Annotated in this window: 17 protein-coding genes; 9 read left to right on the top strand and 8 right to left on the bottom strand. The window is 61.8% G+C overall.

What is annotated here, in order from left to right; translation table 11 throughout:
- Positions 1-71 precede the first annotated feature (71 nt).
- The 5 genes from B5E66_RS07675 to B5E66_RS07655 all read left to right on the top strand — a co-directional run bounded on the left by B5E66_RS07675 (position 72) and on the right by B5E66_RS07655 (position 7,547).
- Positions 72-1,271: a cation diffusion facilitator family transporter gene (locus B5E66_RS07675; RefSeq protein ID WP_087231007.1), complete on the top strand. Its 1,200-nt coding sequence runs from the start codon at positions 72-74 to the stop codon at positions 1,269-1,271.
- Positions 1,272-2,456, top strand: coding sequence for a pyridoxal phosphate-dependent aminotransferase (locus B5E66_RS07670; RefSeq protein ID WP_087231004.1), 1,185 nt, complete (start codon positions 1,272-1,274; stop codon positions 2,454-2,456).
- Positions 2,457-2,507: 51 nt separating this feature from the next.
- Positions 2,508-3,722 (top strand): NADP-dependent isocitrate dehydrogenase, encoded by a 1,215-nt coding sequence (locus B5E66_RS07665; RefSeq protein WP_087231001.1) that lies wholly within the window; start codon positions 2,508-2,510, stop codon positions 3,720-3,722.
- Positions 3,723-3,945: 223 nt separating this feature from the next.
- On the top strand, positions 3,946-5,784 hold the full coding sequence (locus B5E66_RS07660; RefSeq protein ID WP_087230998.1) for an NAD(P)-binding protein: 1,839 nt from the start codon (positions 3,946-3,948) through the stop codon (positions 5,782-5,784).
- The gene (locus tag B5E66_RS07655; RefSeq protein WP_087230995.1) at positions 5,778-7,547 is read left to right on the top strand and encodes a [FeFe] hydrogenase, group A; all 1,770 of its coding nucleotides are present in this window, start codon (positions 5,778-5,780) and stop codon (positions 7,545-7,547) included. The genes B5E66_RS07660 and B5E66_RS07655 overlap by 7 nt, the downstream gene beginning before the upstream one ends.
- Before the next feature lie 80 nt (positions 7,548-7,627).
- Here B5E66_RS07655 and B5E66_RS07650 read toward each other — a convergent pair whose 3' ends face one another.
- From B5E66_RS07650 to B5E66_RS07620, 7 genes are all read right to left on the bottom strand, one after another.
- Positions 7,628-8,251, bottom strand: a complete 624-nt coding sequence (locus B5E66_RS07650; RefSeq protein WP_087230992.1) for a DUF47 domain-containing protein — start codon at positions 8,249-8,251, stop codon at positions 7,628-7,630.
- Positions 8,252-8,291: 40 nt separating this feature from the next.
- A complete protein-coding gene (locus B5E66_RS07645) occupies positions 8,292-9,344 on the bottom strand; it encodes an inorganic phosphate transporter (RefSeq protein ID WP_087230989.1) in 1,053 nt (350 codons plus the stop codon).
- 344 nt (positions 9,345-9,688) lie between these two features.
- Positions 9,689-10,432 carry a carboxymuconolactone decarboxylase family protein gene (locus B5E66_RS07640; protein WP_087230985.1) on the bottom strand — a complete coding sequence of 248 codons (744 nt, stop codon included), beginning with the start codon at positions 10,430-10,432 and terminating at the stop codon, positions 9,689-9,691.
- A gap of 155 nt (positions 10,433-10,587) precedes the next feature.
- Positions 10,588-11,664 (bottom strand): hypothetical protein, encoded by a 1,077-nt coding sequence (locus B5E66_RS07635; protein ID WP_087230982.1) that lies wholly within the window; start codon positions 11,662-11,664, stop codon positions 10,588-10,590.
- A 67-nt stretch (positions 11,665-11,731) separates the two neighbouring features.
- Positions 11,732-15,217 carry a transcription-repair coupling factor gene (gene mfd, locus B5E66_RS07630; RefSeq protein ID WP_087230979.1) on the bottom strand — a complete coding sequence of 1,162 codons (3,486 nt, stop codon included), beginning with the start codon at positions 15,215-15,217 and terminating at the stop codon, positions 11,732-11,734.
- Positions 15,218-15,245: 28 nt separating this feature from the next.
- Positions 15,246-15,824 (bottom strand): aminoacyl-tRNA hydrolase, encoded by a 579-nt coding sequence (gene pth / locus B5E66_RS07625; RefSeq protein WP_087230976.1) that lies wholly within the window; start codon positions 15,822-15,824, stop codon positions 15,246-15,248.
- Between the two features lie 104 nt (positions 15,825-15,928).
- Positions 15,929-16,702: a DapH/DapD/GlmU-related protein gene (locus tag B5E66_RS07620; protein ID WP_087230974.1), complete on the bottom strand. Its 774-nt coding sequence runs from the start codon at positions 16,700-16,702 to the stop codon at positions 15,929-15,931.
- Between the two features lie 334 nt (positions 16,703-17,036).
- On the opposite strand from B5E66_RS07620, the gene ppdK reads away from it, so the two are divergent.
- Together ppdK and B5E66_RS07610 are read left to right on the top strand one after the other, a co-directional pair.
- A complete protein-coding gene (gene ppdK / locus B5E66_RS07615) occupies positions 17,037-19,703 on the top strand; it encodes a pyruvate, phosphate dikinase (RefSeq protein ID WP_087230971.1) in 2,667 nt (888 codons plus the stop codon).
- A 252-nt stretch (positions 19,704-19,955) separates the two neighbouring features.
- A complete protein-coding gene (locus B5E66_RS07610) occupies positions 19,956-20,312 on the top strand; it encodes a replication initiator protein A (RefSeq protein WP_087230968.1) in 357 nt (118 codons plus the stop codon).
- 355 nt (positions 20,313-20,667) lie between these two features.
- On the opposite strand, the gene B5E66_RS07605 is transcribed toward B5E66_RS07610, so the two are convergent.
- Positions 20,668-21,894 carry an IS110 family transposase gene (locus tag B5E66_RS07605; RefSeq protein WP_087231110.1) on the bottom strand — a complete coding sequence of 409 codons (1,227 nt, stop codon included), beginning with the start codon at positions 21,892-21,894 and terminating at the stop codon, positions 20,668-20,670.
- Between the two features lie 363 nt (positions 21,895-22,257).
- On the opposite strand from B5E66_RS07605, the gene B5E66_RS07600 reads away from it, so the two are divergent.
- Positions 22,258-22,563 carry a DUF3847 domain-containing protein gene (locus B5E66_RS07600; RefSeq protein ID WP_087230965.1) on the top strand — a complete coding sequence of 102 codons (306 nt, stop codon included), beginning with the start codon at positions 22,258-22,260 and terminating at the stop codon, positions 22,561-22,563.
- Positions 22,564-22,824: 261 nt separating this feature from the next.
- Positions 22,825-24,396 carry a MobQ family relaxase gene (gene mobQ / locus B5E66_RS07595; RefSeq protein WP_087230962.1) on the top strand — a complete coding sequence of 524 codons (1,572 nt, stop codon included), beginning with the start codon at positions 22,825-22,827 and terminating at the stop codon, positions 24,394-24,396.
- The last annotated feature ends 21 nt before the right edge of the window (positions 24,397-24,417 follow it).

Raw genomic sequence — 24,417 nt, 5'->3', positions numbered from 1 at the left:
GCGGAAAAAGGCCAAGACTGTCAACAAAAGGTATATTTATATGATGCCTATACGGAAGGGAGATCGTTTCATTGACACAGCTGCTGATACGCACCTTTGTCAAGGATTATCAGAACAAGCAGGACCCCGCCGTCCGCCAACGCTATGGCCGTCTGGCGGGCCTTGTGGGGGTGGTGTGCAACGTGCTGCTGTTTGCGGGCAAGCTGACGGTGGGCACCCTGTTCGGCTCCATCGCCATCACCGCCGACGCCGTCAACAACCTGTCCGACGCGTCCTCCAGCGTGGTCAGCCTGATCGGCTTCAAGCTGGCGGCCAAGGGCCCCGACGCCGAGCACCCTTACGGTCACGCCCGCTATGAGTACCTGGCGGGCCTGGCCGTCAGCACCATGATCATGGCCATCGGCCTGACCCTGCTGAAAGATTCGGCCGCCAAAGTGCTGCACCCCGAGCCGGTGGGCTTCAGTCTGCTGACGGTGGCGGTCCTGTGCGCCTCCATCCTGGTCAAGATCTGGATGAGCTTTTTCAACCGGCGGGTGGGCCTCGCCATCGAGTCCGAGACCCTGATCGCCACGGCGGCCGACAGCCGCAACGATGTGATCTCCACCAGCGTGGTGCTGCTGTCGGCGGTGCTGTGCAATGCCACCGGCCTGGACGTCATCGACGGCGTCATGGGCGTGGGCGTGGCCGCCTTCATCCTGTGGTCGGGCTGGGGCCTGGTGCGAGACACCCTGAGCCCCCTGCTGGGGGAGACCCCCTCTCCGGAGCTGGTGGAGGAGCTGGAGAAGAAGGTGCTATCCTACCCCCGGGTGCTGGGCGTGCACGACCTGATGGTCCACGACTATGGGCCGGGGCGGCAGTTCGCCTCGCTGCACGTGGAGTTCCCCACCGAAGTGGACCCCCTGGAGGCCCACGACCTGATCGACAACATCGAGCGGGATGTGCGGGAGGAAATGCACATCCTGCTGACCATCCACTACGACCCCATCGTCACCTCGGATGCCCGGGTGGGGGTGCTGCGGGCCCGGCTGAACCAGGAGGCCAAGGCCATCGATCCGGCCCTGTCCATCCACGACCTGCGGCTGGTGCCGGGGCCTACCCACACCAATGTGCTGTTTGACCTGGTGTTCCCGGCGGGGTATACCGGGGACGAAAAAGCGGTCCGGCAGAAGCTGGGGGATTTTGTGGCCGGCCAGGACCCGGCCTACATCTGCAAGATCAAGGTGGAGCAGAGCTATGTGGCTGCCCCGCCCGCCAAAAAGAGGGAAGCGTAAATGCTCAATGAGACTTACCGCCGGATGCTGGCGAACAAGAGCGTCATCCGGGAAACGGCCGCCTACGGCCGCCAGCGGGCCGCCCAGATCGGCTATGAAAACGTCTTTGATTACTCGCTGGGCAATCCCAGCGTGCCCTGTCCGCCGGCGTTTACGGCGGCCATGCAGGATCTGCTGGCCCACGAGGACCCGGTGAGCCTCCACGGCTACTGCCCCAACCAGGGTGACCCGGGGTTCCGCACGGCCGCTGCCGCCCACCTGAAGGCCCATTTTGGCCTGCCCTATGAGCAGAAGCACATCTTCCCCACCACAGGGGCGGCAGGGGCCATTGCCCACGCCTTGCGGGCCGTCACGGCGCCCGGGGATGAGGTGCTCACCTTCGCGCCCTACTTCCCCGAGTACGGGCCTTATGTGGCAGGCACCGGCGCGGCCCTCAAGGTGGTGCCTGCCCAGCCCCCGGTGTTCCAGCCCAACCTCGAAGCCTTCGAGGCCATGCTGACCCCCCGGGTGACCGCCGTCCTGATCAACACCCCCAACAACCCCACCGGCGTGGTCTATTCGGCCCAGACCCTTGTGCAGATGGCACAGATCCTCACCCAAAAGAGCCAGGCCTACGGCCATGTCATCTACCTGGTCAGCGACGAGCCCTACCGGGATATCGTCTTTGACGGCAAGACGGTGCCCTATCCGGCGTCCTTCTACCCCCATACCCTGACCTGCTTCTCCTTTTCCAAGAGCCTGAGCCTGCCCGGGGAGCGTCTGGGCTATGTGGCGGTGGCGCCCGGCTGCGAAGGGGCGGATGTGCTGGTGGATATGATGGTGCAGATCTCCCGGTTCACCGGGCACAACTGCCCGCCCAGCATCATCCAGAAGGCGGCGGCCCGCTGCCTGGAGGTGACCAGCGACCTGTCGGTGTACCAGACCAACATGGACATCCTCTACGATGCCCTGAAAAACCTGGGCTTTGCGGTGGAGCGCCCCGGCGGCACCTTCTATATCTTCCCCAGGGCGCTGGAGGCGGACGCCAACGCCTTCTGCCGCAAGGCCAGGGAATTCGACCTGCTGCTGGTGCCCAGCGATACCTTTGGGGTGCAGGGCTATGTCCGGCTGGCCTACTGCATCGAGACCGAAAAGGTGCGCCGCAGCCTGCCCGCCCTGGAGCGCCTGGCGGCTGCATATCAGTAAACGTTCCGTTTAAAACGGCGTGATAGATTACCGAGAGGAAGGGAATGAACCATGGAAAAGATCAAAATGACCACCCCCCTGGTGGAGATGGACGGCGACGAGATGACCCGCATCCTTTGGCGCAGCATCAAGGATGAGCTGATTTTGCCCTTTGTGGACCTCAAGACCGAGTATTACGATCTGGGCCTGCCCAACCGGGACGCCACCGGGGACCAGGTGACGATGGACGCGGCGCTGGCCAACAAGAAATACGGCGTGTCGGTCAAGTGCGCCACCATCACCCCCAACGCCCAGCGGATGGACGAGTACAAGCTGCACGAGATGTGGAAAAGCCCCAACGGCACCATCCGCGCCGTGCTGGACGGCACCGTCTTCCGGGCGCCCATCATGATCGACTGCATCAAGCCGGTGGTGCGCACCTGGAAAAAGCCCATCACCATCGCGCGTCACGCCTACGGCGACGTGTACAAGTGCACCGAATTCCGCGTGCCGGGTCCCGGCCGGGCCGAGCTGCGGTTCACCGGCGAGGACGGCGCTAAGCAGGAAGCGGTGATCTACGACTTCGAGTGCCCCGGCGTGCTGCAGGGCAGCTACAACAAGGACGATTCCATCGCCAGCTTTGCCCGCAGCTGCTTTGCCTATGCCCTGGATGCCGGGCAGGATCTGTGGTTCGGCGCCAAGGACACCATCTCGAAGAAATACGACCACACCTTCAAGGACATCTTCCAGGAGATCTACGACGCCGAATACAAGGACAAGTTCGAGGCTGCCGGCATCACCTATTTTTACAGCCTGATCGATGACATCGTGGCCCGGGTCATCCGCAGCGAGGGCGGCTTCATCTGGGCCTGCAAGAACTACGACGGCGATGTGATGAGCGATATGGTCTCCACGGCCTTCGGCTCCCTGGCCATGATGACCAGCGTCCTGGTCAGCCCCGACGGCAAATATGAGTACGAGGCCGCCCACGGCACCGTCACCCGCCACTACTACCGCTGGCTGAAGGGGGAAAAGACCTCCACCAACCCCATGGCCACCATTTTTGCCTGGACCGGCGCGTTGAAGAAGCGGGGCGAGCTGGACGGTCTGTCCGACCTGGTGGCCTTTGGCCAGGCGCTGGAGGAAGCCAGCCTCCAGACCCTGAACGAGGGCGTCATGACCAAGGACCTGTGCGCTCTGGCCGAGGGCATCACCCCCACCCCGGTGGACAGCGACAGCTTTATCAAGGCCATCCGCCAGCGCCTGGAAGCCAAGCTGGGCGCATAAGCAGAGCGGTCCGTTTTTGGATCCGGAATATACCCGGCCTGTGCGGGCGGGGCTGCCTTTTGCCGGGCAGCCCCGCTTTTTTTGCAAAAACTTGCCTTTGGCAAACTTTTCAGGTACAATAGGGGCAGTTGTCAACTTGCATGATATCCGAGACAGGATAGGAACAAGTTTTGAAAAAACTGTGAAAAAGCCGAACGATAGGACGGATAGGAGGAAAGGACCTTTGAAACGACTGGTGATCGAGACGCCCCGCCAGTCCCAGCGGGTGCTGGAGGGGCTTTACCGGGATATGGAACGCCGGATCGCTTCCAGCCCTCTGGGGCTGTGCCCGGTGGATATGGCTCTGAACTTTCTGCGGCTGTGCCATGCCCAGACCTGCGGCAAATGCGTGCCCTGCCGGGTGGGCCTGGGCCAGCTGACCCAGATGCTGGAGAACGTGCTGGACGGCGAGGGAGGCCCCGAGCTGATCGACTGCATCGAGAGCACCGCCCAGGTCATCCTGGACACGGCGGATTGCGCCATCGGTTATGAGGCGGCCCGGATGGTGCTGCAGGGAGTGCGCGGCTTCCGGGACGATTATGAGGAGCATCTGCTGCGGGGCCGCTGCATCTGCGGGCTGCAGCATTCGATCCCCTGTACGGTGGTCTGCCCGGCCCATGTGGACGTGCCCGGCTACATCGCCCTGGTCAAGGCCGGCCGGTATGAGGATGCCGTCCGCCTCATCCGCAAGGACAACCCCTTCCCGGCGGTGTGCGGCTATGTCTGCGAGCATCCCTGCGAGGCCCGCTGCCGCCGCCATATGGTGGATGACGCCGTCAACATCTGCGGCATCAAGCGGTACGCGGTGGACCACGCAGGGCCCATCGCCCCGCCCCCCTGCGCAGAGCCCACCGGCAAAAAGGTGGCCGTCGTGGGCGGCGGCCCCGGCGGCCTGACCGCGGCCTACTTCCTGACCCTGATGGGCCACCGGGCCGTGGTGTATGAGCAGCGCCACAAACTGGGCGGGATGCTGCGGTACGGCATCCCCGACTACCGCCTGCCCCCCAAGGTGCTGGACAAGGACATCCAGTACATCCTGGACGCCGGGGTGGAAGTGGTGCTGGACACCGAGGTGGGCGGCCCGGACCTGTCCCTGGAGCAGCTGAAGGCACAGTATGACGCGGTGTATATCTCGATCGGCGCCCATGACGACAAAAAGCTGGGCATCGAAGGGGAGGACAGCCGCGGCGTGGTCAGCGCTGTGCGGATGCTGCGGGAGTGCGGCGAAGGGAACATCCCCGACCTGGCGGGCAAGCGGGTGGTGGTCATCGGGGGCGGAAACGTCGCCATGGATGCCACCCGCACCAGCCTGCGGCTGGGCGCCGCCCATGTCACCTGCGTGTACCGCCGCCGGGTGGAGGATATGACCGCTCTGCCGGAGGAGATCGACGAGGCCAAGGCCGAGGGCGGCGAGATCCTGCCCCTGCACGCCCCGGCCCGGATCGAGGCGGACGAGAACGGCCGGGTGGCGGCGCTGTGGGCCCAGCCCCAGATCATCGGGCGGGTGGGCTCGGACGGGCGCCCCGGCCCCAAGAAAGCCAACACCCCGCCGGTGCGCATCCCCTGCGACTATGTGATCGTGGCCATCGGTCAGGCCATCCATACCAAGCCCTTTGAGGCGGGCGGCATCGGCACCCGCTGGGGCGCCATCCACGCCGAGAGCTCGTCCTTTGTGCCGGGCAGCGGCAATGTCTTTGCCGGGGGCGACGCGGTGTCCGGGCCGGCCACCGTCATCCGCGCCGTGGCGGCCGGCAAGGTGGCGGCAGACAACATCGACAGCTTCCTGGGCTTCCATCACACCATCACGGTGGATGTGGACGTGCCCGCGCCCCATCTGACCAACAGCCCGGCCTGCGGGCGGGTCAACCTGAGCAGCCGCCACATCGCCCGGATCGCCGGGGATTTCGAGCTGGTCACCCAGGGGATGACCGAGGAGGAATGCCAGCAGGAGTGCGGCCGCTGCCTGCGGTGCGACCACTTTGGCTACGGCGTCTTTAAGGGAGGGAGAAACATCAAATGGTAACGCTGAAGATCGACAACAAGACCGTCTGCGTGCCCGAGGGGACCACCATCCTGGACGCGGCGCTGTCGGCGGGGGTGCACATCCCGCACCTGTGCTACCTGAAAGGGATCAACGAGATCGGCGCCTGCCGTCTGTGCTGCGTGGAGGTGGCGGGAGAGGAAAAGCTGATCCCCGCCTGCAACAACGTGGTATCGGAGGGGATGGTGGTGCGGACCACCAACGCCCGGGTGCGCCGGGCCCGCCGGACCAACCTGCAGCTGATCCTCAGCCGGCACGATGCCAAATGCGCCCTCTGCGTGCGCAGCGGCAACTGTGAATTGCAGACCCTGGCCAACGACCTGGGCCTGAGTGAGAACCCCTTCCAGGAGACCTTGCCCAGCGAAAAGCTGCGCCGGTGGGACCGCACCTTCCCGCTCATCCGGGACGCCACCAAGTGCATCGAGTGTATGCGCTGCATCCAGATCTGCGACAAGGTGCAGAGTTTGAACGTCTGGGATCTGGTGGCCACCGGCAGCCACACCCGCGTGAACGTATCGGACAACCGCACCATCCGCGAGGCGGACTGTTCGCTGTGCGGCCAGTGCATCACCCACTGTCCGGTGGGGGCCCTGCGGGAGCGGGACGATGTACAGGCGGTGCTGCGCGCCATCGAGGACCCCAACACGGTGACGGTGGTGCAGATCGCGCCGGCCGTCCGGACCGCCTGGGGCGAGGCCTTTGGGCTGGAGCCGGAGCAGGCCACCGTCAACCGGCTGGCCGGGGCATTGCGGCAGGTGGGCTTTGACTATGTGTTCGATACCAGCTATTCCGCCGACCTGACCATCATGGAGGAGAGCGCCGAGTTCCTGGAGCGGCTGGGCAAAGGGGAGCTGGAGCAGTACCCCATGTTCACCAGCTGCTGCCCGGGCTGGGTGCGGTTCGTCAAGAGCCAGTTCCCCCGGCTGGTGGGGCAGCTGTCCACCGCCAAGAGTCCCCAGCAGATGTTCGGCGCGGTGGTCAAACACTGGTTCGCCAGGCAGATCAAGACGCCCCCCGAGCGGATCTGCTGCGTATCGGTGATGCCCTGCGTGGCCAAAAAGGCCGAGAGCGCCCTGCCCACCATGAAGAGCCCCAGCGGGCTGCCCGATGTGGACTATGTGCTGACCACCCGTGAGGTGGTGCGCCTGCTGCGGGCCGAGCACGTGCAGGTGGCCTCGGTGCTGGAGACCCCCTTCGACCGGCTGCTGGGAGATTACAGCGGCGCGGGCGTCATATTCGGCGCCACCGGCGGCGTGATGGAAGCCGCGTTGCGCACCGCCTACTACCGCGTGACCGGCCACAATCCCCGGCCCGATTCGTTCCGCAGCGTGCGGGAGGCCCGCCGGGGCGACAGCCGGGCCTGGCGGGAAGCCGAGTTCGAGATCGCGGACACCACCGTCCGGGTGGCTGTGGCCAGCGGCCTGGGCAATGCCAGGGCCCTGTGCGAGGCCATCCTGAAAGGGGAGGTGAAGGTCCAGTTCGTGGAGATCATGGCCTGCCCCGGCGGCTGTGCAGGGGGCGGCGGCCAGCCCATCCACTGCGACGACATCGAGCGGGCCCACGAGCGCGGCCAGGTGCTGTACGGGTTGGACCGTTCGAGCGCGGTGCGTTTCAGCCATGAGAACGCCGACGTGCTGGCCCTCTACCGGGACGAGCTGGACCAGCCCCTCAGCCATGAGGCCGAAGCCTGGCTGCACACCGACCACTTTGCCTGGCAAATGCCGGACAGCCCTGCCGGCCGGTGAACAAAATACGATCGCGAATAAAAAGAAAGGGACAGCCCTGCGGGGCTGTCCTTTTTGTATGGGTCTTGTTTTCTGTCCATTCAGGAGTTCTTCATCACGATGTTCTCCACCTGGTCGGCGATCTCCTCGCAGGCGTCGGCGCACTTTTCCAGGTAGGTGTAGATCTCCTCCCAGGCCAGCACCTCGTGGATGTCCAGCTGGGTGACGTGCAGCTCGCGCATATTGGCGATGAACAGCCGGTCGCTCTCCTCTTCCAGGGAGTTGATCTTGATGATGTAATCCTTCAGCTTTTTGGAGTGCCTGAAGTCGGCGAACTCCTCCATCAGGTGGCACACTTCCTCGCAGCTGCGGATCACCACATCCAGCATATTCATGGCGCCGGTGCGGATGGACTGGATGTTGTGGATGTACAGCCGGATGCATACCTCCTCCAGCTTGTCCACCAGGGTGTCGATGCTGCCGCTCAGATCGGCGATGTCCTCCCGCTCGATGGGGGTGATGAAGGCCTTGGCCAGCTTGTCGGTCATGGCGTGGCGCTTCTTGTCGGCCGCGTGCTCGATCTCGTGCAGCTGGTCTGCCCACTGGGACATATGAGAGGGGTCAAAGCTGTGGAAGATCTCTTTCAGCAGCTGGGCGGCCTGGCTGGCGTACTGAGCGCACGCGATGAAATTGTCAAAATAAATGGCATCCTGCTTTTTCGACATATCCGTATTTCTCCTTTTTCTTATAACAGGCAGAGGGGGCTTACCAGATCTGCATAAAGATCTTGGCCATAACAAAGCTGATCAGGCCGCAGCCGGGGAAGGTGAAGATCCAGGTCAGCATCATATCCTTGACGACGCCGTAGTTGATGGCGGACAGCCGCTTGACGGCGCCCACGCCCATGATGGCGCTGGTCTTGGTGTGGGTGGTGGAAACGGGGATACCGAACAGGCTGGAGAACAGCAGGCAGGCGGCGCCGGCCAGGTCGGCACAGAAGCCCTGGTAACGCTCCAGCTTGACCATGTCCATGCCCACCGATTTGATGATCTTTTCACCGCCCACGCTGGTGCCCAGGGCCATCACCACGCTGCACAGCAGCATCAGCCAGACGGGGATCTCCATGCCGGCCACCGAGTTCTGGCCGTGGGAGAAGGCCAGGCCCAAAAACAGCACGCCGATGAACTTCTGGCCGTCCTGCGCGCCGTGCATGAAGCTCATGCCTGCGGCGCCGGCGATCTGGGCCACCCGGAAAAACCGGTTGGCGGCGCGCAGCTCGATGTTGCGGCACAGGATGGTGACCAGCTTGCAGATGAGCCAGCCGGAGGCAAAACCCAGCAGTAGGCTGAGGGCCAGACCGTACAGCACCTTGACCCACTCGTTGAAGTTGATGCCGCCCACGCCCCCCTGGATGGCGATGGCCGCGCCGGACAGGCCGGCGATCAGGCTGTGGCTCTCGCTGGTGGGGATGCCAAAGATGGAGGCGCCCACGCTGTATACCACGATGGAAAGCAGCGCTGCGCACAGGGCGATGAGGGCGCTGGAAGTGTCGGCGCCGAAATCCACCATGTTGCTGATGGTGGAGGCCACCGAGCTGTTGATCTGGGTCATGACAAAAACGCCCAGGAAGTTGAACAGGGCGCTCATCCAGATGGCCTGCCGCACACCGAGGCAGCGGGTGGTCACACAGGTGGCGATGGCGTTGGGGGCATCCGTCCAGCCGTTGACGAAGATGACACCCAGCGTGAACGCCACCGTGATGATCAGGATCGGGTTGCCGACCAGCTGACCCCAGAACGAGGTAAATGACAGATCCATAAAATTGATACAGACTCCTTTCGGCAGGTCCAGCGGGGCGATGCAGGCCGCAGTGCGGCCCGGAAAAGGCCCCGGGACAGAAAACGAAGCGCCCCTGTCGGGCCGAAGCCGCAAAACATCCAAGAGCTGAGATCTTTTGCATGGGTCCATGCACAAAAATCTTACATCTATTTTACTTGATTTATATTTGATTTGCAAGAATGATGTCGCATCATGGGTGTGAAGTGACAGAAAGAAACAAAAAAAGCGGCGGTAACACGTGTGAAACCGCTGCTTTGCTTGATTGTTTTACCTAAGTTTTACGAACTTTTTACATTGCGGAACGTCTTTCGGGGGCGGACAGGTCAGGGCAGGAGGGCGTAATCCTCCGCGGAGACCGGCTCGCACCACTCGTTGTGGCAGTTCTGGCCGGGCACCTCGATGGCCACATGGGAGAACCAGCTGTCTTTGGCGGCGCCGTGCCAGTGCTTGACCCCCGCGGGGATGGACACTGCATCGCCGGGCTGCAGGGGCTGGGCGGGCTTGCCCCACTCCTGATACCAGCCGCGGCCGTCGGTGCACAGCAGGATCTGCCCGCCGCCCGGATCGGCGTGGTGGATGTGCCAGTTGTTGCGGCAGCCCGGTTCAAAGGTCACATTGGCGGCGAACACGCCGTTTTCGCCGGTGATGGGCTTGAGGTAGCTGTGGCCCACGAAATACTGCGCGTAGGCGTCGTTGGGCTGGCCCAGCCCGAAGAGGCCGCCGTGGGGCTCCTGGGCGGGCGCTGCGCCGGCCCAGACCTCTTTGGCCATCCGGAAGGCGGCCCAGGCCTTGGGCCAGCCTGCGTAGAAGGCCGCGTGGGTGAGGATCTCGGCGATCTGGTCCCGGGTGATGCCGTTCTTTTTGGCGTTTTCCAGGTGATGCCGGAACGAGGTATCGGTAAGGCCCTGCGCCATCAGGGCCACCACCGTGATGAGGGAGCGGTCCCGCAGGGAGAGTTTGTCCTCCCGGCTCCACACTTCGCCGAACAGCACATCGTCGTTCAGCTGGGCAAATTTGGGGGCGAAATCCCCGAGCTGGTCCCGCCCTGCCGTCTGTTTGACTGCCATATGTTTCATTGCCTCCATTCGATGGTCTGACATAAAAGGAACTCTGCCGGCTTTATTGTACCCCCGCAGGGGCCAAAAGTCGAATGCTTATCCTGCATCGTCAAACATACGTCAGGGGAATAAAAGAGGCAGGGCGTGCACCCTGCCTAAAGTGGTCAGACGCTGGTTTTGATCTTGCGGGCGGGGAGCTTTGCTGTGGCGCTGCTGTCCAGGCTGACTTCCAGGGCCTCGCCGGCCTGGGCGATGTCCTGGGTCACAAGGGTGGTGCCCAGATCGGACAGGACGGTGGAGCGCACCGTGTCCAGCGTCAGGGTCTCCAGGGGGTCCTGGCGCATGGCGATGAGCAGGGAGGTGCCCCCGTACTCCACCGCGGCGGTCTGGCCGAATCCCAGCTGCATGAGGGTCTGGGTGTCCTCCTCCGAGAAGGAGCCCTGCATCTCGCTCAGGCTGATGAAGCTGTTGTTCATCTGGTCGGCGGCTTCCTCGGCGGTGATCTCGGTGCCCAGCACGGCGTAGATGTCGGGCAGGGCGGCGATCACGGCGTCGTCAAAGGTAGCGGGGGTGCTGTCCGCGATGGCCTGGCCGGCCAGGTCCAGCATCTGGGCGGTCTGTTCCTCGTCCGCAAAAGCGAAGGTGGACAGATTGTACAGCGGGACGGTGGTGTAGCGGATGTAGAGCATCTCGTTTTCCAGGTGGTCGGTCAGCTGCTCGTCGGTGAGAGGGGTCTCGCCCTCTGCGCCGTAGATCAGGTCCACCAGGGCGGCCTGCTTGAACAGGTTCTGCTCATAGCTGCGGAGGGTCTGCTCCCCGATGCCGTTGGCGGCGTAGAGGTCGCCGTAGTTCTCCAGCAGCTGGTCGGCATAGCTGTCGGCCTGGGCTGCGGCGTCGGGGTCCAGTTCGCCTCCCAGCTGGGCAAAGCGGTCCTCCACCGCCACATAGCGGCGCAGGTCCTCCAGGGTGGCGTCCGCCACAAAGTCACGGACGGTGACGCTCTCCCCGTCCTCGGTGGTGATGGTCTGGCCCAGGAAGGACCCGACGTTGGAGGGGTCCTGGTCCTCGCCGGCCAGCTGGGCGGCCTGCTGGTATGCGTCGAACTGGGCCAGCAGGTACAGGCCCGAAGAGATCTCCTGGCCGCCGATGGTCCCCACCGTGTCGGGGGTGGAGATGGTGCAGCCTGCCAGGGAGAAGCAGAGCGCCAGCGCACTGGCCAGCGCAAGAAGTTTCCGTTTCATGTGATAGCTCCTTTGATTGTATTTGAGCGGGAGAATGCATCCAGTATAAACCGGAGGCGGTGCGGCGTCAAGACGTTGGGGGCGGGGCAGCGGGCTTTTTGTCCCGGATGGAGGCCATGGCCTGGAGCAGCTGCTGCAGCAGTTCCAGCGGCTTTTCCTCCCCCCGCAGCGTGACCGACAGGTAGGGCTTGGCCCCGGCGCCGGCGGTGACCCGGCCTCCGAAGGCGGTGAGCAGCCCGCGGATCATGGGCAGCTCCAGCGTCTCCAGCGAGAGGGTCAGCAGATCCTTTTTCTGGGTGACCTCGTATACCCCCACCGAGGCGGCCAGCACCCGCACCAGGGAGACGTTGACCAGGTCGCTGACCGAAGCGGGCGGGTCGCCGTAGCGGTCGATCAGTTCATCCAGCACGTCGGCGGCGTCGGCAGGGCTCTGGATGGCGGCGATGCGGCGGTAAGCCTCGATCCGGCCGGGGCCGTCGGGGATGTACCGCTCGGGGATATAGGCGTCCACCCGCAGGTCCACCAGACATTCGCTCTTGTCCCGCTGCACGGGTTCGCCCCGGGCGGCGGCGATGGCCTGGTTGAGCATCTTCATATAGAGGTCATAGCCCACCGCCTCCATGTGGCCGTGCTGGCTGTGGCCCAGCAGGTTGCCCGCGCCCCGGATCTGCAGGTCCCGCATGGCGATGCGGAAGCCCGAACCGAAGGCGGTGAACTCCCGGATGGCGCTCAGCCGCTTTTGGGCCACATCGGAGAGGGTCTTGTCCCGGCGGAAGGTGAAATAGGCGTAAGCCTTCCGGCCGCTGCGCCCCACCCGGCCCCGCAGCTGGTACAGCTGGGCCAGGCCCATCCGGTCGGCGTCCTCGATGATCAGGGTGTTGCAGTTGCGCACGTCGATGCCGGTCTCGATGAGGGTGGTGCACACCAGCACGTCCAGTTCCCCGTTGAGCAGTTTCTGCCAGACGGGGTTCAGCTCATCCTCGGTCATTTTGCCGTGGGCGATGCCCACCCGGGCCCGGGGCGCCATCTGCTGCACCCGGGCGGCGGTGGCCTCGATGTTGTCCACCCGGTTGTGCAGGTAGTACACCTGCCCGCCCCGGGCCAGCTCCTTGCGGATGGCCTCGGCCAGGATCACCGGATTGTACTCCAGCACGAAGGTCTCCACCGGCTGCCGTTCAAAGGGCGGCTCCTCGATGGTGGACATATCCCGGATGCCGCTCATGGCCATGCTGAGGGTGCGGGGGATGGGGGTGGCGGACAGGGTCAGCATATCCACCCCGATGAAGGTCTCCTTCAATTTTTCCTTGTGGCGCACCCCGAAGCGCTGTTCCTCGTCGATGATGACCAGGCCCAGGTCGTGGAACCGCACGTCCTTGGACAGCAGCCGGTGGGTGCCCACGATGATATCCACGCTCCCGGCCTGCAGGCCCCGCAGGGCCTCTTTCTGCTGCTTGGCGGTGCGGAACCGGCTGAGCAGCTCCACCCGGACCGGGAACGCCTCCATCCGGGACAGGATGGTGTTGTAGTGCTGCCAGGCCAGCAGGGTGGTGGGGGCCAGCAGGGCGCACTGTTTGCCCCCCATGATGCACTTGAAAGCGGCCCGCAGGGCCACCTCGGTCTTGCCTACGCCCACGTCGCCGCACAGCAGCCGGTCCATGGGCCAGGGGTGCTCCATGTCGTTCTTGATCTCGGCGGTGGCGGCCAGCTGGTCCTCGGTCTCGTCGTACTCGAAGCGGGCCTCGAAGTCCTGCTGCCATTCGCCGTCGGCGGGGAAGGCGAAACCCTTGGCCTGCTTGCGCCGGGCATAGAGCTGGATCAGCTCCTGGGCCATCTCCTCGGTGGCCTTCTTGACCCGGGCCCGGGTGCGCTGCCACTCGCCGCCGCCCAGCTTGGCCAGCTTGACCTTGTCCTCATCCCCGGGGGGCGTGTAGCGGCTGAGCAGGTCCAGCTGGGTCACCGGCACATACAGCACGTCCGAGCCGGAATACTGGACCTTGAGGTAATCCTTGGTGGTGCCCTGCACCTCCAGCCGCTGGATGCCGGCATACATACCGATGCCGTGGCTCTGGTGCACCACATAGTCCCCCGGCTTGACGTCGGCCAGGCTGGAGAGGGCGTCCTTGTTCTTTTTGCGCTTGCGGGCCTGGGCCTCGCCCTCGTCCAGGCCATGGCGGCGGCTGGTGAGGACGGCGCACCGGGCGAAGGGCAGGGTGCATCCGGCGTTCAGGTGGCCGGGCTGCACCTGCACCAGCCCCGGGGCCGGGCGGATGTCCCGGCTCATGCTGACGGAATAGCCCTTGTCGGCCAGGTCCCGGGTGAGGGCGGCGGCGCCTTTGGGGGTGCCGCAGTAGAGGGTGACCGCATACCCCTGCTGGACCAGGGGGTCCAGGTCCTCCAGCAGGCTGCGCAGCTCCCCGTTCCAGCCGGGGGAGGCGTGGGCCTCGGCGTTGATGAGGTCCTTGAGCTGGAACTCGTTCATCCCCCGCAGGAAGTTTTCGCACAGGAGGGTGGGCAGCCGGCCCGCGGCGATGACCAGGTCGTCCATGGTCTGGTACAGCACGTCCAGGCCGGGGCAGATCACCCCTTCTTCCAGCAGGCCGGTCAGCTCCTCGCTGCGGCGGTACTGGGCGGCCTTCTGGGCGTCCCGGATGCCGCCCACCTCGTCCAGCAGGAGCAGGGGAGCGTCTATGTGGTCCAGCAGGGTGGCGGGGATGGGATACCGCAGGCCGTAGTATTTGTCCATGGCCTCGGGCATCAGCCCGGCGTCCAGCTGGTCCAGGTCGTGGGCCATGGCCTTTTCCAGGGCGGCGCGGTGCTTGCCCCGGGCCTTCCGGATGGCCTGGCGCAGGGCGCCGGCGGTCTCGGCGGTGCTGCCGAACAGCACCTCCCGGGCAGGGGAGAGGTAGATCTTTTGCAGCGAGGCGTCCCGGCGCTGGCTCATCAGATCAAAGGAGGAGATGGAATCGATCTCATCGTCCCAGAACTCCAGCCGGGCCGGGGACTGCATATCCGGAGGGAAGATGTCCACGATGTCGCCCCGGACGCTGAACTGGCCCGGGCCCTCCACCTGGGAGCGGCGGACATAGCCCGCGGCGAACAGACGCTGCACCAGCCCTTCCCGGGAAAACTGCATCCCCGGTTTGAGGGTGAGGGTGTTGGCCATGAACTCGGCCCGGGGGACGGTGTATTGCAGCAGGGCCTCCACCGGGACGCAGACGGCGGCCAGCCGCCCCCCTGCCAGGGCGCCCAGCACCGACAGCCGGCGGTATTCGTATTCCCGGCCGGCGCCCTCCACCGGGCGGAGCATGAAGTCCCGCGGGGGAAAGACGTCTGCCGCCACGCCCAGCGCCTTCAGGTCGTCGGCAAAGTGGGTGGCCTCGGCCTCGCCGGGGGTCACGATGCACAAGGGGCGGCCCAGGTCCCGGGCCAGCAGCCCATAGACCAGGGCGCGCCCGGCGGGGGGCAGGCCGAACAGGGCGGCCGGGCCCGGAGAGGCCAGGGCGGCGGCGATCTTTTGGTATTCAGGGGTCTGTTTCAGCAGGGCCTCGTACATATACGTTCACCTCACAGTCTGCGGGCGGTCAGCGGTTGTAGCGGTTTTGCGCCTCCCCCAGCTTGCCGTCCATGATGAGGCGGGCGGCTGCCTCGATGTCGGGGCGGCGGCCGGCCACAGCCTTGGCCTCCTCCTCCGAAAAGCGGCCCAGCACCCAGTCGGCCAGGTCGTAGTCGGGGCGGGGCTTTTCCCCCACGCCGATGCGGATGCGGGGAAAGTCCTCGGTGCCCAGCCGGGCGATGATGCTCTTGAGGCCATTGTGCCCCCCGGCCGAGCCGGAGGGCCGGATGCGCAGCTTGCCGGGGGCCTGGGTGATGTCGTCGCACAGGACGATGACGTGACCGGCCGGGATCTTGAAAAAGGATGCCAGGGGGGCGATGGAGTCCCCCGACAGATTCATATAGGTGAGGGGCTTGAGCAGGCAGACCTTGTGGCCTCCCACTTCCCCCTGGCCCCACAGCCCCTGGAACTTGGCCTTGGTGACCGGGATCTCCCACTTGCCGGCCAGGTAGTCCAGAGCGGCGAACCCGGCGTTGTGGCGGGTGCCCTCGTATTTGGCCTCGGGATTGCCCAGGCCGGCGATCAGCCAGATGTCGTTTGTTGTCATAAAGCGTTTCCGTTCGTGTGTCGTTCGTTTGGGCAGACAAAAAGGGAACCGGGCTGCGCGCCGCGCAGCCGCAGATCCCCCTTTGCCATGCGGTGGATGGGCGTTCAGTCCTGCCGGGCCTGTTTGTCGGCCAGCTGCTGGGCTTCCAGCCGCTGTTTCTTCTGGATATAGGCCTCCATTTTGGGCACGGCCCAGCCCTCAACGTTGGCCTGGCGGCCCCGCTCGATGGCCAGGGCCCCCGCGGGCACATCCTGGGTGACGGTGCTGCCGGCGGCGGTGTAGGCGCCGTCCCCCACCGAGACGGGGGCGACGAGGTTGGTGTTGCAGCCGATGAAGCAGTAGTCCCCGATGGTGGTGCGGTATTTGGACTGGCCGTCGTAGTTGCAGGTGACGGTGCCGCAGCCGAAGTTGCAGTATTTGCCCACGTCGCTGTCCCCGATGTAGGTCAGATGGCTGACGGTGTTGCCCCGGGCAAAGTGGGAGTTCTTGGTCTCCACATAGGCGCCCAGGTGGACGCCGTAATCGGTGGCGGTGCCCGCCCGCACATGGGTGAAGGGCCCGATGGCGTTGTGGGGCCCGATGCAGGAGGAGTAGACCTGGCTGGCGTTGACGGTGGTGCCCTCGCCGACCTGGCTGTCCTCGATCAGGCTGTTGGGGCCGATGACGCAGCCGGGGCCGATGACGGTGGACCCCCGCAGGATGGTGCCGGGCAGGATGCGGGCCCCCGGCGCGATCTGGACGGTGTCCTCGATGACCACGGTGGTGCTGTCGATCAGGACCCCGTTGGCGATATGCCGCAGCAGGATCTCCATGCGGGCCTGCTCGGCGGCTTCCAGCGCGGCGCGTGCGGCGCACAGCGCCTGGGTGTTGTCTTTCATATCAAAAGGCCTCCTTACAATGAGCGGAAAAGGGACCCTGCACCCTCCGCCCGGCCGGCCATGACCGGCCGCCGGAGGAGGATGGGACGGCCCCGGAAAGGAACATCCGAACCTATCCCAGTTTATATTAACGTAAAAGCTGCATTTTTTCAAGGGAAATGCACAAATTTATTGATACAAAATCGGCAGATTTTAGCCCCGAACAGCTGGATTTTGTGCGCTTAGTCTGGTATAATATTTTCGCATGCAGTGAACGTTACACAAAAAACGAACAATGGGTATGCCCCGGGCTGTAAGGGCCCGGGCCGAATCAAAACGGGAGGTAAATGAATCCATGAGCAAAAAGTATATCTACTACTTCAGCGAGGGAAATGAAGCCTTCGGCGGCGACAAGACCACGATGAAGAACATCCTGGGCGGCAAGGGCTCCGGTCTGGCTGAGATGACCGCAGCCGGCATGCCGGTGCCCCAGGGCTTCACCATCACCACCGAGGCCTGCACCCAGTACTATGCCGACGGCCGTCAGATCAACGACGAGATCACCGCTGACATCTTCGAGCACGTCAAGGGCCTGGAGAAGATCACCGGCAAGACCTTCGGCGACAACTCCAACCCCCTGCTGGTGTCGGTCCGTTCGGGCGCACGTCAGTCCATGCCCGGCATGATGGACACCATCCTGAACCTGGGCCTGAACGATGAGGCCGTGGAGGGCCTGGCCAAGAAGACCAACAACCCCCGCTTTGCCTACGACTGCTACCGCCGTTTCGTCCAGATGTTCGCGGACGTGGTCATGATGGTCCCCAAGAGCCTGTTCGAGGTGGAGATCGACAAGATGAAGGAGGCCAAGGGCTACAAGTCCGACGCCGACCTGACTGCCGACGACCTGAAGGAGCTGGTGGGCGTCTTCAAGAAGATCTATGAGGACAACGAGGGCCGTCCCTTCCCCCAGGATCCCAACGAGCAGCTGATCGAGGCGGTCAAGGCTGTGTTCCGCAGCTGGGATAACCCCCGTGCCAACGTTTACCGCAAGATGAACGAGATCCCCTACGAGTGGGGCACCGCTGTCAACGTGCAGCAGATGGCCTTCGGCAACTCGGGCGACCGCTCGGGCACCGGCGTGGCCTTCACCCGTGACCCCGCCACCGGCGCCAAGAAGCTGATGGGCGAGTACCTGATCAACGCCCAGGGCGAGGACGTCGTGGCCGGCGTGCGCACTCCCTTCCCCATCAGCCATCTGCAGGAGCAGATGCCCGAGGTGTACGAGGAGTTCGTCAACATCGCCAACCGTCTGGAGAAGTACTTCCGCGATATGCAGGACATGGAGTTCACCATCGAGGACGGCCACCTGTATATGCTGCAGACCCGCAACGGCAAGCGCACCGCACAGGCTGCTCTGCAGATCGCCTGCGACCTGGTGGACGAGGGCATGATCACCGAGCGCGAGGCCGTGCTGCGCGTGGAGCCCAAGCAGCTGGACACCCTGCTGCATCCCCAGTTCGATGCCGCTGCCCTGAAGGCCGCTGAGGTCGTGGGCAAGGGCCTGGCTGCTTCTCCCGGTTCCGCCTGCGGCCAGATCGTCTTCTCCGCCGAGGAGGCCGAGGAGATGGTCAAGTCCGGCAAGATGAAGAAGGTCGTCCTGGTCCGTCTGGAGACTTCCCCCGAGGATATCGTGGGCATGCAGGTCTCTCAGGGCATCCTGACCGTCCGCGGCGGCATGACCAGCCACGCTGCCGTTGTGGCCCGCGGCATGGGCACCTGCTGCGTTTCCGGCTGCGGCAACGACAACGACGTCAAGATCGACGAGGAGGCCAAGACCTTCGAGCTGAACGGCCACAAGTTCGTCAGCGGCGACTGGATCTCCATCGACGGCTCCACCGGCAACATCTACGCCGAGCAGATCCCCACCGTGGCTGCTACCGGCAACAAGAACTTCAACCGCTTCATGGGCTGGGCTGACGCTGCCCGCCAGATGCTGGTCATGACCAACGCTGACAACCCCCGCGACGCACAGCAGGCTGTGGACATGGGCGCTGAGGGCATCGGCCTGTGCCGTACCGAGCATATGTTCTTCGCGGAGGACCGCATCAAGGCTGTCCGCGAGATGATCTGCGCCCGCACCGTTGAGGAGCGCGAGGCTGCCCTGGCCAAGGTCGAGCCCTATCAGCAGAGCGACTTTGAGGCCATGTACCGCATCATGGGCGAGCGTCCCATGACCATCCGTTACCTGGATCCTCCTCTGCACGAGTTCCTGCCCAGCAAGGAAGAGGACATCGCCGAGCTGGCCAAGGATATGGGCATGAGCTTCGAGGAGCTGAAGAACGTGGTGGAGAGCCTGCATGAGTTCAACCCCATGATGGGCCACCGCGGTTGCCGTCTGGCTGTCACCTACCCCGAGATCGCTGTCATGCAGACCCGTGCCGTCATCAAGGCTGCCCTGAAGGTCAGCGCTGAGACCGGCAAGATGATCACTCCGCACATCATGATCCCCCTGGTGGGCGAGGTCAAGGAGCTGAAGTTCGTCAAGGACGTCGTGGTCAAGACCGCTGACGAGCTGATCGCTGAGGCTGGCGTGGACATGAAGTACCAGGTCGGCACCATGATCGAGATCCCCCGCGCCGCTCTGACTGCCGGTGAGATCGCCAAGGAAGCCGAGTTCTTCAGCTTCGGCACCAACGACCTGACCCAGATGACCTTCGGCTTCAGCCGTGACGACGCTGCCAAGTTCCTGGGCGCTTACTACGATCACAAGATCTACGAGAGCGATCCGTTCCAGCACCTGGATCAGGTGGGCGTTGGCAAGCTGGTCAAGATGGCCGCTACCGACGGCCGCGCCACCCGCCCCGACATCGGCCTGGGCATCTGCGGTGAGCACGGCGGCGATCCTTCCTCCATCGAGTTCTGCCACAACATCGGCCTGGACTACGTGAGCTGCTCGCCCTACCGTGTGCCCATCGCCCGTCTGGCCGCCGCTCAGGCTGCCATCAAGAACCCGAGGGGCTAAGAAATATCTCTCCTACGACTATTCTTTGACGCTGGATGACGCCTCTGCCTGGTGCAGAAAAGCAGATTTCGCGTTCCGGAAGAGCGTTTGGAAGGATATGGCCGTCACGGTTAACCTAGATTTGAATTAAATCAATCTCAGAAGACGGAGGCAGTGAAAGCTGCCTCCGTTTTTTCGTCAAAGCGTTTGTGTGTTTCTGCAAAGATACCACAAACGCTTTTTTATTTTGCCCAAATGCAGAAAGGAGGCCCTATGCCCAACTACTTCTACGGCCCCCAGGCGGAGCAGTTCGCCTTCTACCGCATCCCCAAAGCGCTGTTCACAGACTCTACCTTTCGCGGCATTTCCACTGACGCCAAAGTCCTCTACGGTTTGCTGCTGGACTGGATGAGCCTCTCGGTGAAGAACGGGTGGAAGGATGAAGAAGGGAGGGTGTATATCATTTTCACGGTGGAGAGCATTATGGAGCATCTGAAGTGCAGCAACAAGAAGGCAGTGGGCCTGCTGCGGGAGCTGGAGGAGAAGGCAGACCTTATCGAACGCAGGCGGCAGGGCCAGGGCCGGCCCAGCCTGATCTATGTGAAGAAGTTTATGGATGCCCTGGGATGACGATTCTGGAAGTGTCAGAAGTTCACTTCCGGCGGTGTAGGTTTTACACTTCCAGAAGTGTAGAATCTACACCCTAATAAGAATGATAGAACCATACAGAGTAGAACGAGACTGATCCTTTCCTTTCCGGGCGGGGGAGGCCGGAATAAACCAATTTCACGACTCTGGGCAGATGCCCGGAGTCTGATTTTTCACAGGAGTCCAATGGTGTGAAGTCAAGCAGATAATGCAAGAAAAAATGAGAAAAATAGAGCAGGAAGCACGATGTAGGTTGCAAAAAGGCGACACAAACCTAAGCCCTGCCCCTGAAAAATTTTAAAACAGGGCCTGCGCAGCAAAGCGGCGAGCGATACGCTCAGCCCTCTGGCGGGATATACAAGCGATTGTCCTTCAGCAGTCGAAAGATCAACCGAACAAGTTTTCTGGCAGTGAAAGCGAGTGCGCGTTTATGCTGGTACTTGTTGACCTCTTTAAATTTAAGGTCGTAATAACGTCGGAACTCTGAGTCGCATCTTCTCACAGAGTTGGCGGCTTCCAGCAGGTAGTAGCGAAGATAACGGTTGCCAGATTTAATCATCCGAGAATGCTCGGCCTCAAAGTCACCGGACTGGTTCTTATGCCAGACAAGGCCAGCAAACTTGGCGACAGAAGCTTGAGAATCAAAGCGGTGTATATCACCAAGCTCAGCAATGATACCAGCAGAGTAGACCCTGCCAATGCCGGGGATAGATGTCAAGGTATTTGGGATGATCTCAAACTGCTGATCAATAGCCTTATCCAAAATTTTGACCTGTTTTTCCAAAGCCCGCATGGAGGCAATAGATATCGCCATAGCCTGGTTTACGGTGTCGTTCACCGTTTTAGGCAACCGGTAAGAGCCGCTGGCCGCAGCACGAACTGCCTTGGCAGTAGCTGCTGGGTCAGCAAATCTTCCATGTCCTGTTTCGGAAATAAAAGCAGTCAGTTCGTTCAAATCTGTATTTGCCAGTTCATCCACGCTTTCAAAGTGTTCCATGAGTGCAATGGTGGTGGCACTGGTATTTGGGATATCCTTGTCTTGAGCCATACCGGAACATTTTAAGAATAAATAGTTTGCAAACCGCTGCTTCTCTCGGCTCAGGTTTTGAATCACGTCAAATCTGGCTCTGGTAAGGGTTTTAAGTGCATGGTAACGATAATCATCTAGATAGACCTCCTTGGCGATCCTGCCAAAACGGAGATGGTCGGCAATTACAAAGGCGTCCACCCAGTCGTTTTTAGGTAGATCTGGATAGGCCTCCTTGAATTTTTTAACCTGCTTCGGATTAAGAATATGAATCTTCCGCTGGAACCGGCCAAGACTGCCATCCTCCCGGAGGGCATAAACCAGGCTGTCCCCGTAAATGGAGGTGGCCTCCAGACCAATCACCACATCACTGAGCTGCATGGAGCTGAGTGCTGACACGATTTTCTCTGACAATAGCTTGGCACCACCTAAGTTATTCTGTACGGAAAAACTGGAATACTTGCTGCCGTCAGGATTCATCAGATAGACTACATTGCTTCTGCTGCTCACATCAATGCCAACAAATAATGGATTCACAATTTTCACCTCCCTGTATGGAGATTTAAGGCCAGCAGGCTTTGAGATACCCATGATAACCGGAGCATCTGCAACCTCGCGTATCAGAATCATTCCGGAGAAGGCTAATGCGATATCCCTTACTGCTAAAAGGGCAGCCTTGCATCCAGCAAACAGCCAATGAGTTTGCAGCTAACTTCCGGCTCAGGGGAACTAACTCCTTTTGAAGTGACTTTTCAGTCCAACGAGGTGGTGGAGAACTTGTCCCTGCCGTCCTACAGCTATTGTATCACGGGCATCTCTAAGCCTGCTGATTATATGGAGTGAATGAATCGGATACACTTAAAAATTACCTGCAAATCTTATTATACGAGGTGGAGGATTATGAGTAAAAAACTGGATCGCATGAAAGACCAAAAGAAAAAAGCCGAACAGAAGCTCCGTTACTACCAGCACCAGGAGAAAATGCTGGAGCGCCGGATACCGGAGCTGACCCGCAAGGCCCGCACCCATCGTCTCTGTACGCGCGGCGGGATGCTGGAAAGTTTTCTGATCTGCCCCGGAGAGCTGACTGACGACCAGGTGATGGAGCTGCTAAAGCTTTCATTTCGTCAACAGGAGGTTGCGCTGGCCCTGGCAAAGATGATTCACGATTTGCAGGAAGCCCGAGGAGATCCAACCCTATTGTAATAGGGCGCAATTATACACCGTTCCGGTGCAATTGCGGTCTTGCAGACGGCTTGATGAAACCGGGCTGGCGTTCCGTTCGCCATCCCGATTTCATCCCAAGGAAAACTGCATTTTCCTTGCGCTGCTCCGCAGCTATCCTTTTGCAGCTCTCGCCCAGGGCCGAAGCACACCCCGCTCCATCCTAAGGCAGAGAGTACAACCGAATATGATTCTAGACCGTTCATCAAAAGAACGGTCTTTTTGTTTGGGAGGTGATGTCTTATTCCATGTCCGCATTTTCAAATCACCATCACCCAGCGCAGCAAGGGACAGTCTGCCGTTGCCGGTGCCGCCTACCAGAGCGGCGAGAAGTTGTTTTCTGAGTATGACCAAAAAACTAAAAACTACTCCGGCAAGCGCGGCATCCTGTACACGGAAATCATGCTGCCATCTCACGCTCCGCCGGAATACGCTAACCGGGAAACCCTCTGGAACTCGGTGGAAGCGGTTGAGAAACAGTGGAACGCCCAGCTGGCCCGGCGCTTTGTGCTGGCCCTGCCCAAAGAAGTCCCACCGGAGCAGTACCCACAGATGGTACGGGACTACTGCGAGAAACAGTTTGTTTCCAAGGGGATGATCGCTGACTTCGCCATCCATGATCCGGCCCCGCCCGGACACAATGTTCACTGTCATGTGATGCTAACCCTTCGAGCCATGGACGAAACCGGCAAGTGGCTCCCCAAGAGCCGGAAGGTTTATGACCTGGATGAAAACGGCGAACGAATTCGCTTGCCCTCTGGCAACTGGAAAAGCCACAAGGAAGATACTGTGGACTGGAATGACCAGAAGTATGCGGAGATTTGGCGGCAAGGCTGGGCCGATACCGTCAACCGTTACCTGGAAGCAGCAGGCAGATCGGAACGGCTTGACCTGCGCTCCTATGAGCGGCAGGGCTTGGATGTGATCCCCACCGTTCACATGGGGCCAGCGGTGGTTCAAATGGAGCGGCGGGGCATCCAGACCAACATCGGCAATCTCAACCGGGATATCAAGGCGGCCAACCAGATGTTGTCCGCCATTCGCAAAACCATTCGGAGCCTGTTAGATTGGGTGGGGGAGCTTATCCAGGCAGAGAAAGAACTGCTGAAAGAGGAGGCAGCATCTACAGACCTTGGGGTACTCCTCAATGATTACCTGAACCAACGGAAAGCAGAACGAAGTGACTGGTCCTGGTTCGGGCAGCAGAAGGGCGACCTGAAGGATTTGAAGGATGTAGCAAGGGCTGTTGTTTATCTCCAACAGCATAAGATCTCGACCCTAGAGCAGTTGAACACCGTCCTGTCCGGCGTGAAGCAGAAAGCTAGCCAGGCCCATACCGGTATGAGAAAGGCCGAGAAGCGGATGAAGGACATTGCCGGGATTCAGAATGCCGTTGCAGTCTGCCGGGAACAGAAGCCCGTCCATGATAAGTACCTGAAGATCGGCTGGAAAAAGAGACAGGCCGCCTTTGCCGAGAGCCACCAAGAGGAGCTGAAAGCCTACAACAAAGCCTACCGCTATTTGAAAAAGCAGCACGTTGATCTGAATGTGAATCTGGATGCCCTGGAGGCGGAGCACGGCAAGCTGCAATCGGATCACGCAGACTTTGCCCGGCAGCTAGAACAAGTGCAGGCGGAGCTGAAACCGCTGAACGAAATCCACTATTGGGTCAGTCAGGTTCTGGGGCCGGAAAAGGTAGAAATAGGAAATCCACCAGAAAAGAAGTTCTCTGTTCTTAAGCAGATTAAAGATTCTCAAAAGGAATCCGCAAAAACAGATGAACGGCATCAGCAGGAACAAGATGTAGAGCGATGACGGCCATCTAACAAAAACGTA

The sequence above is a fragment of the Faecalibacterium sp. An121 genome, from assembly GCF_002160915.1.
GTDB lineage: Bacteria > Bacillota > Clostridia > Oscillospirales > Ruminococcaceae > Faecalibacterium > Faecalibacterium avium.
This window is presented reverse-complemented; position numbering and strand designations above follow the sequence as displayed.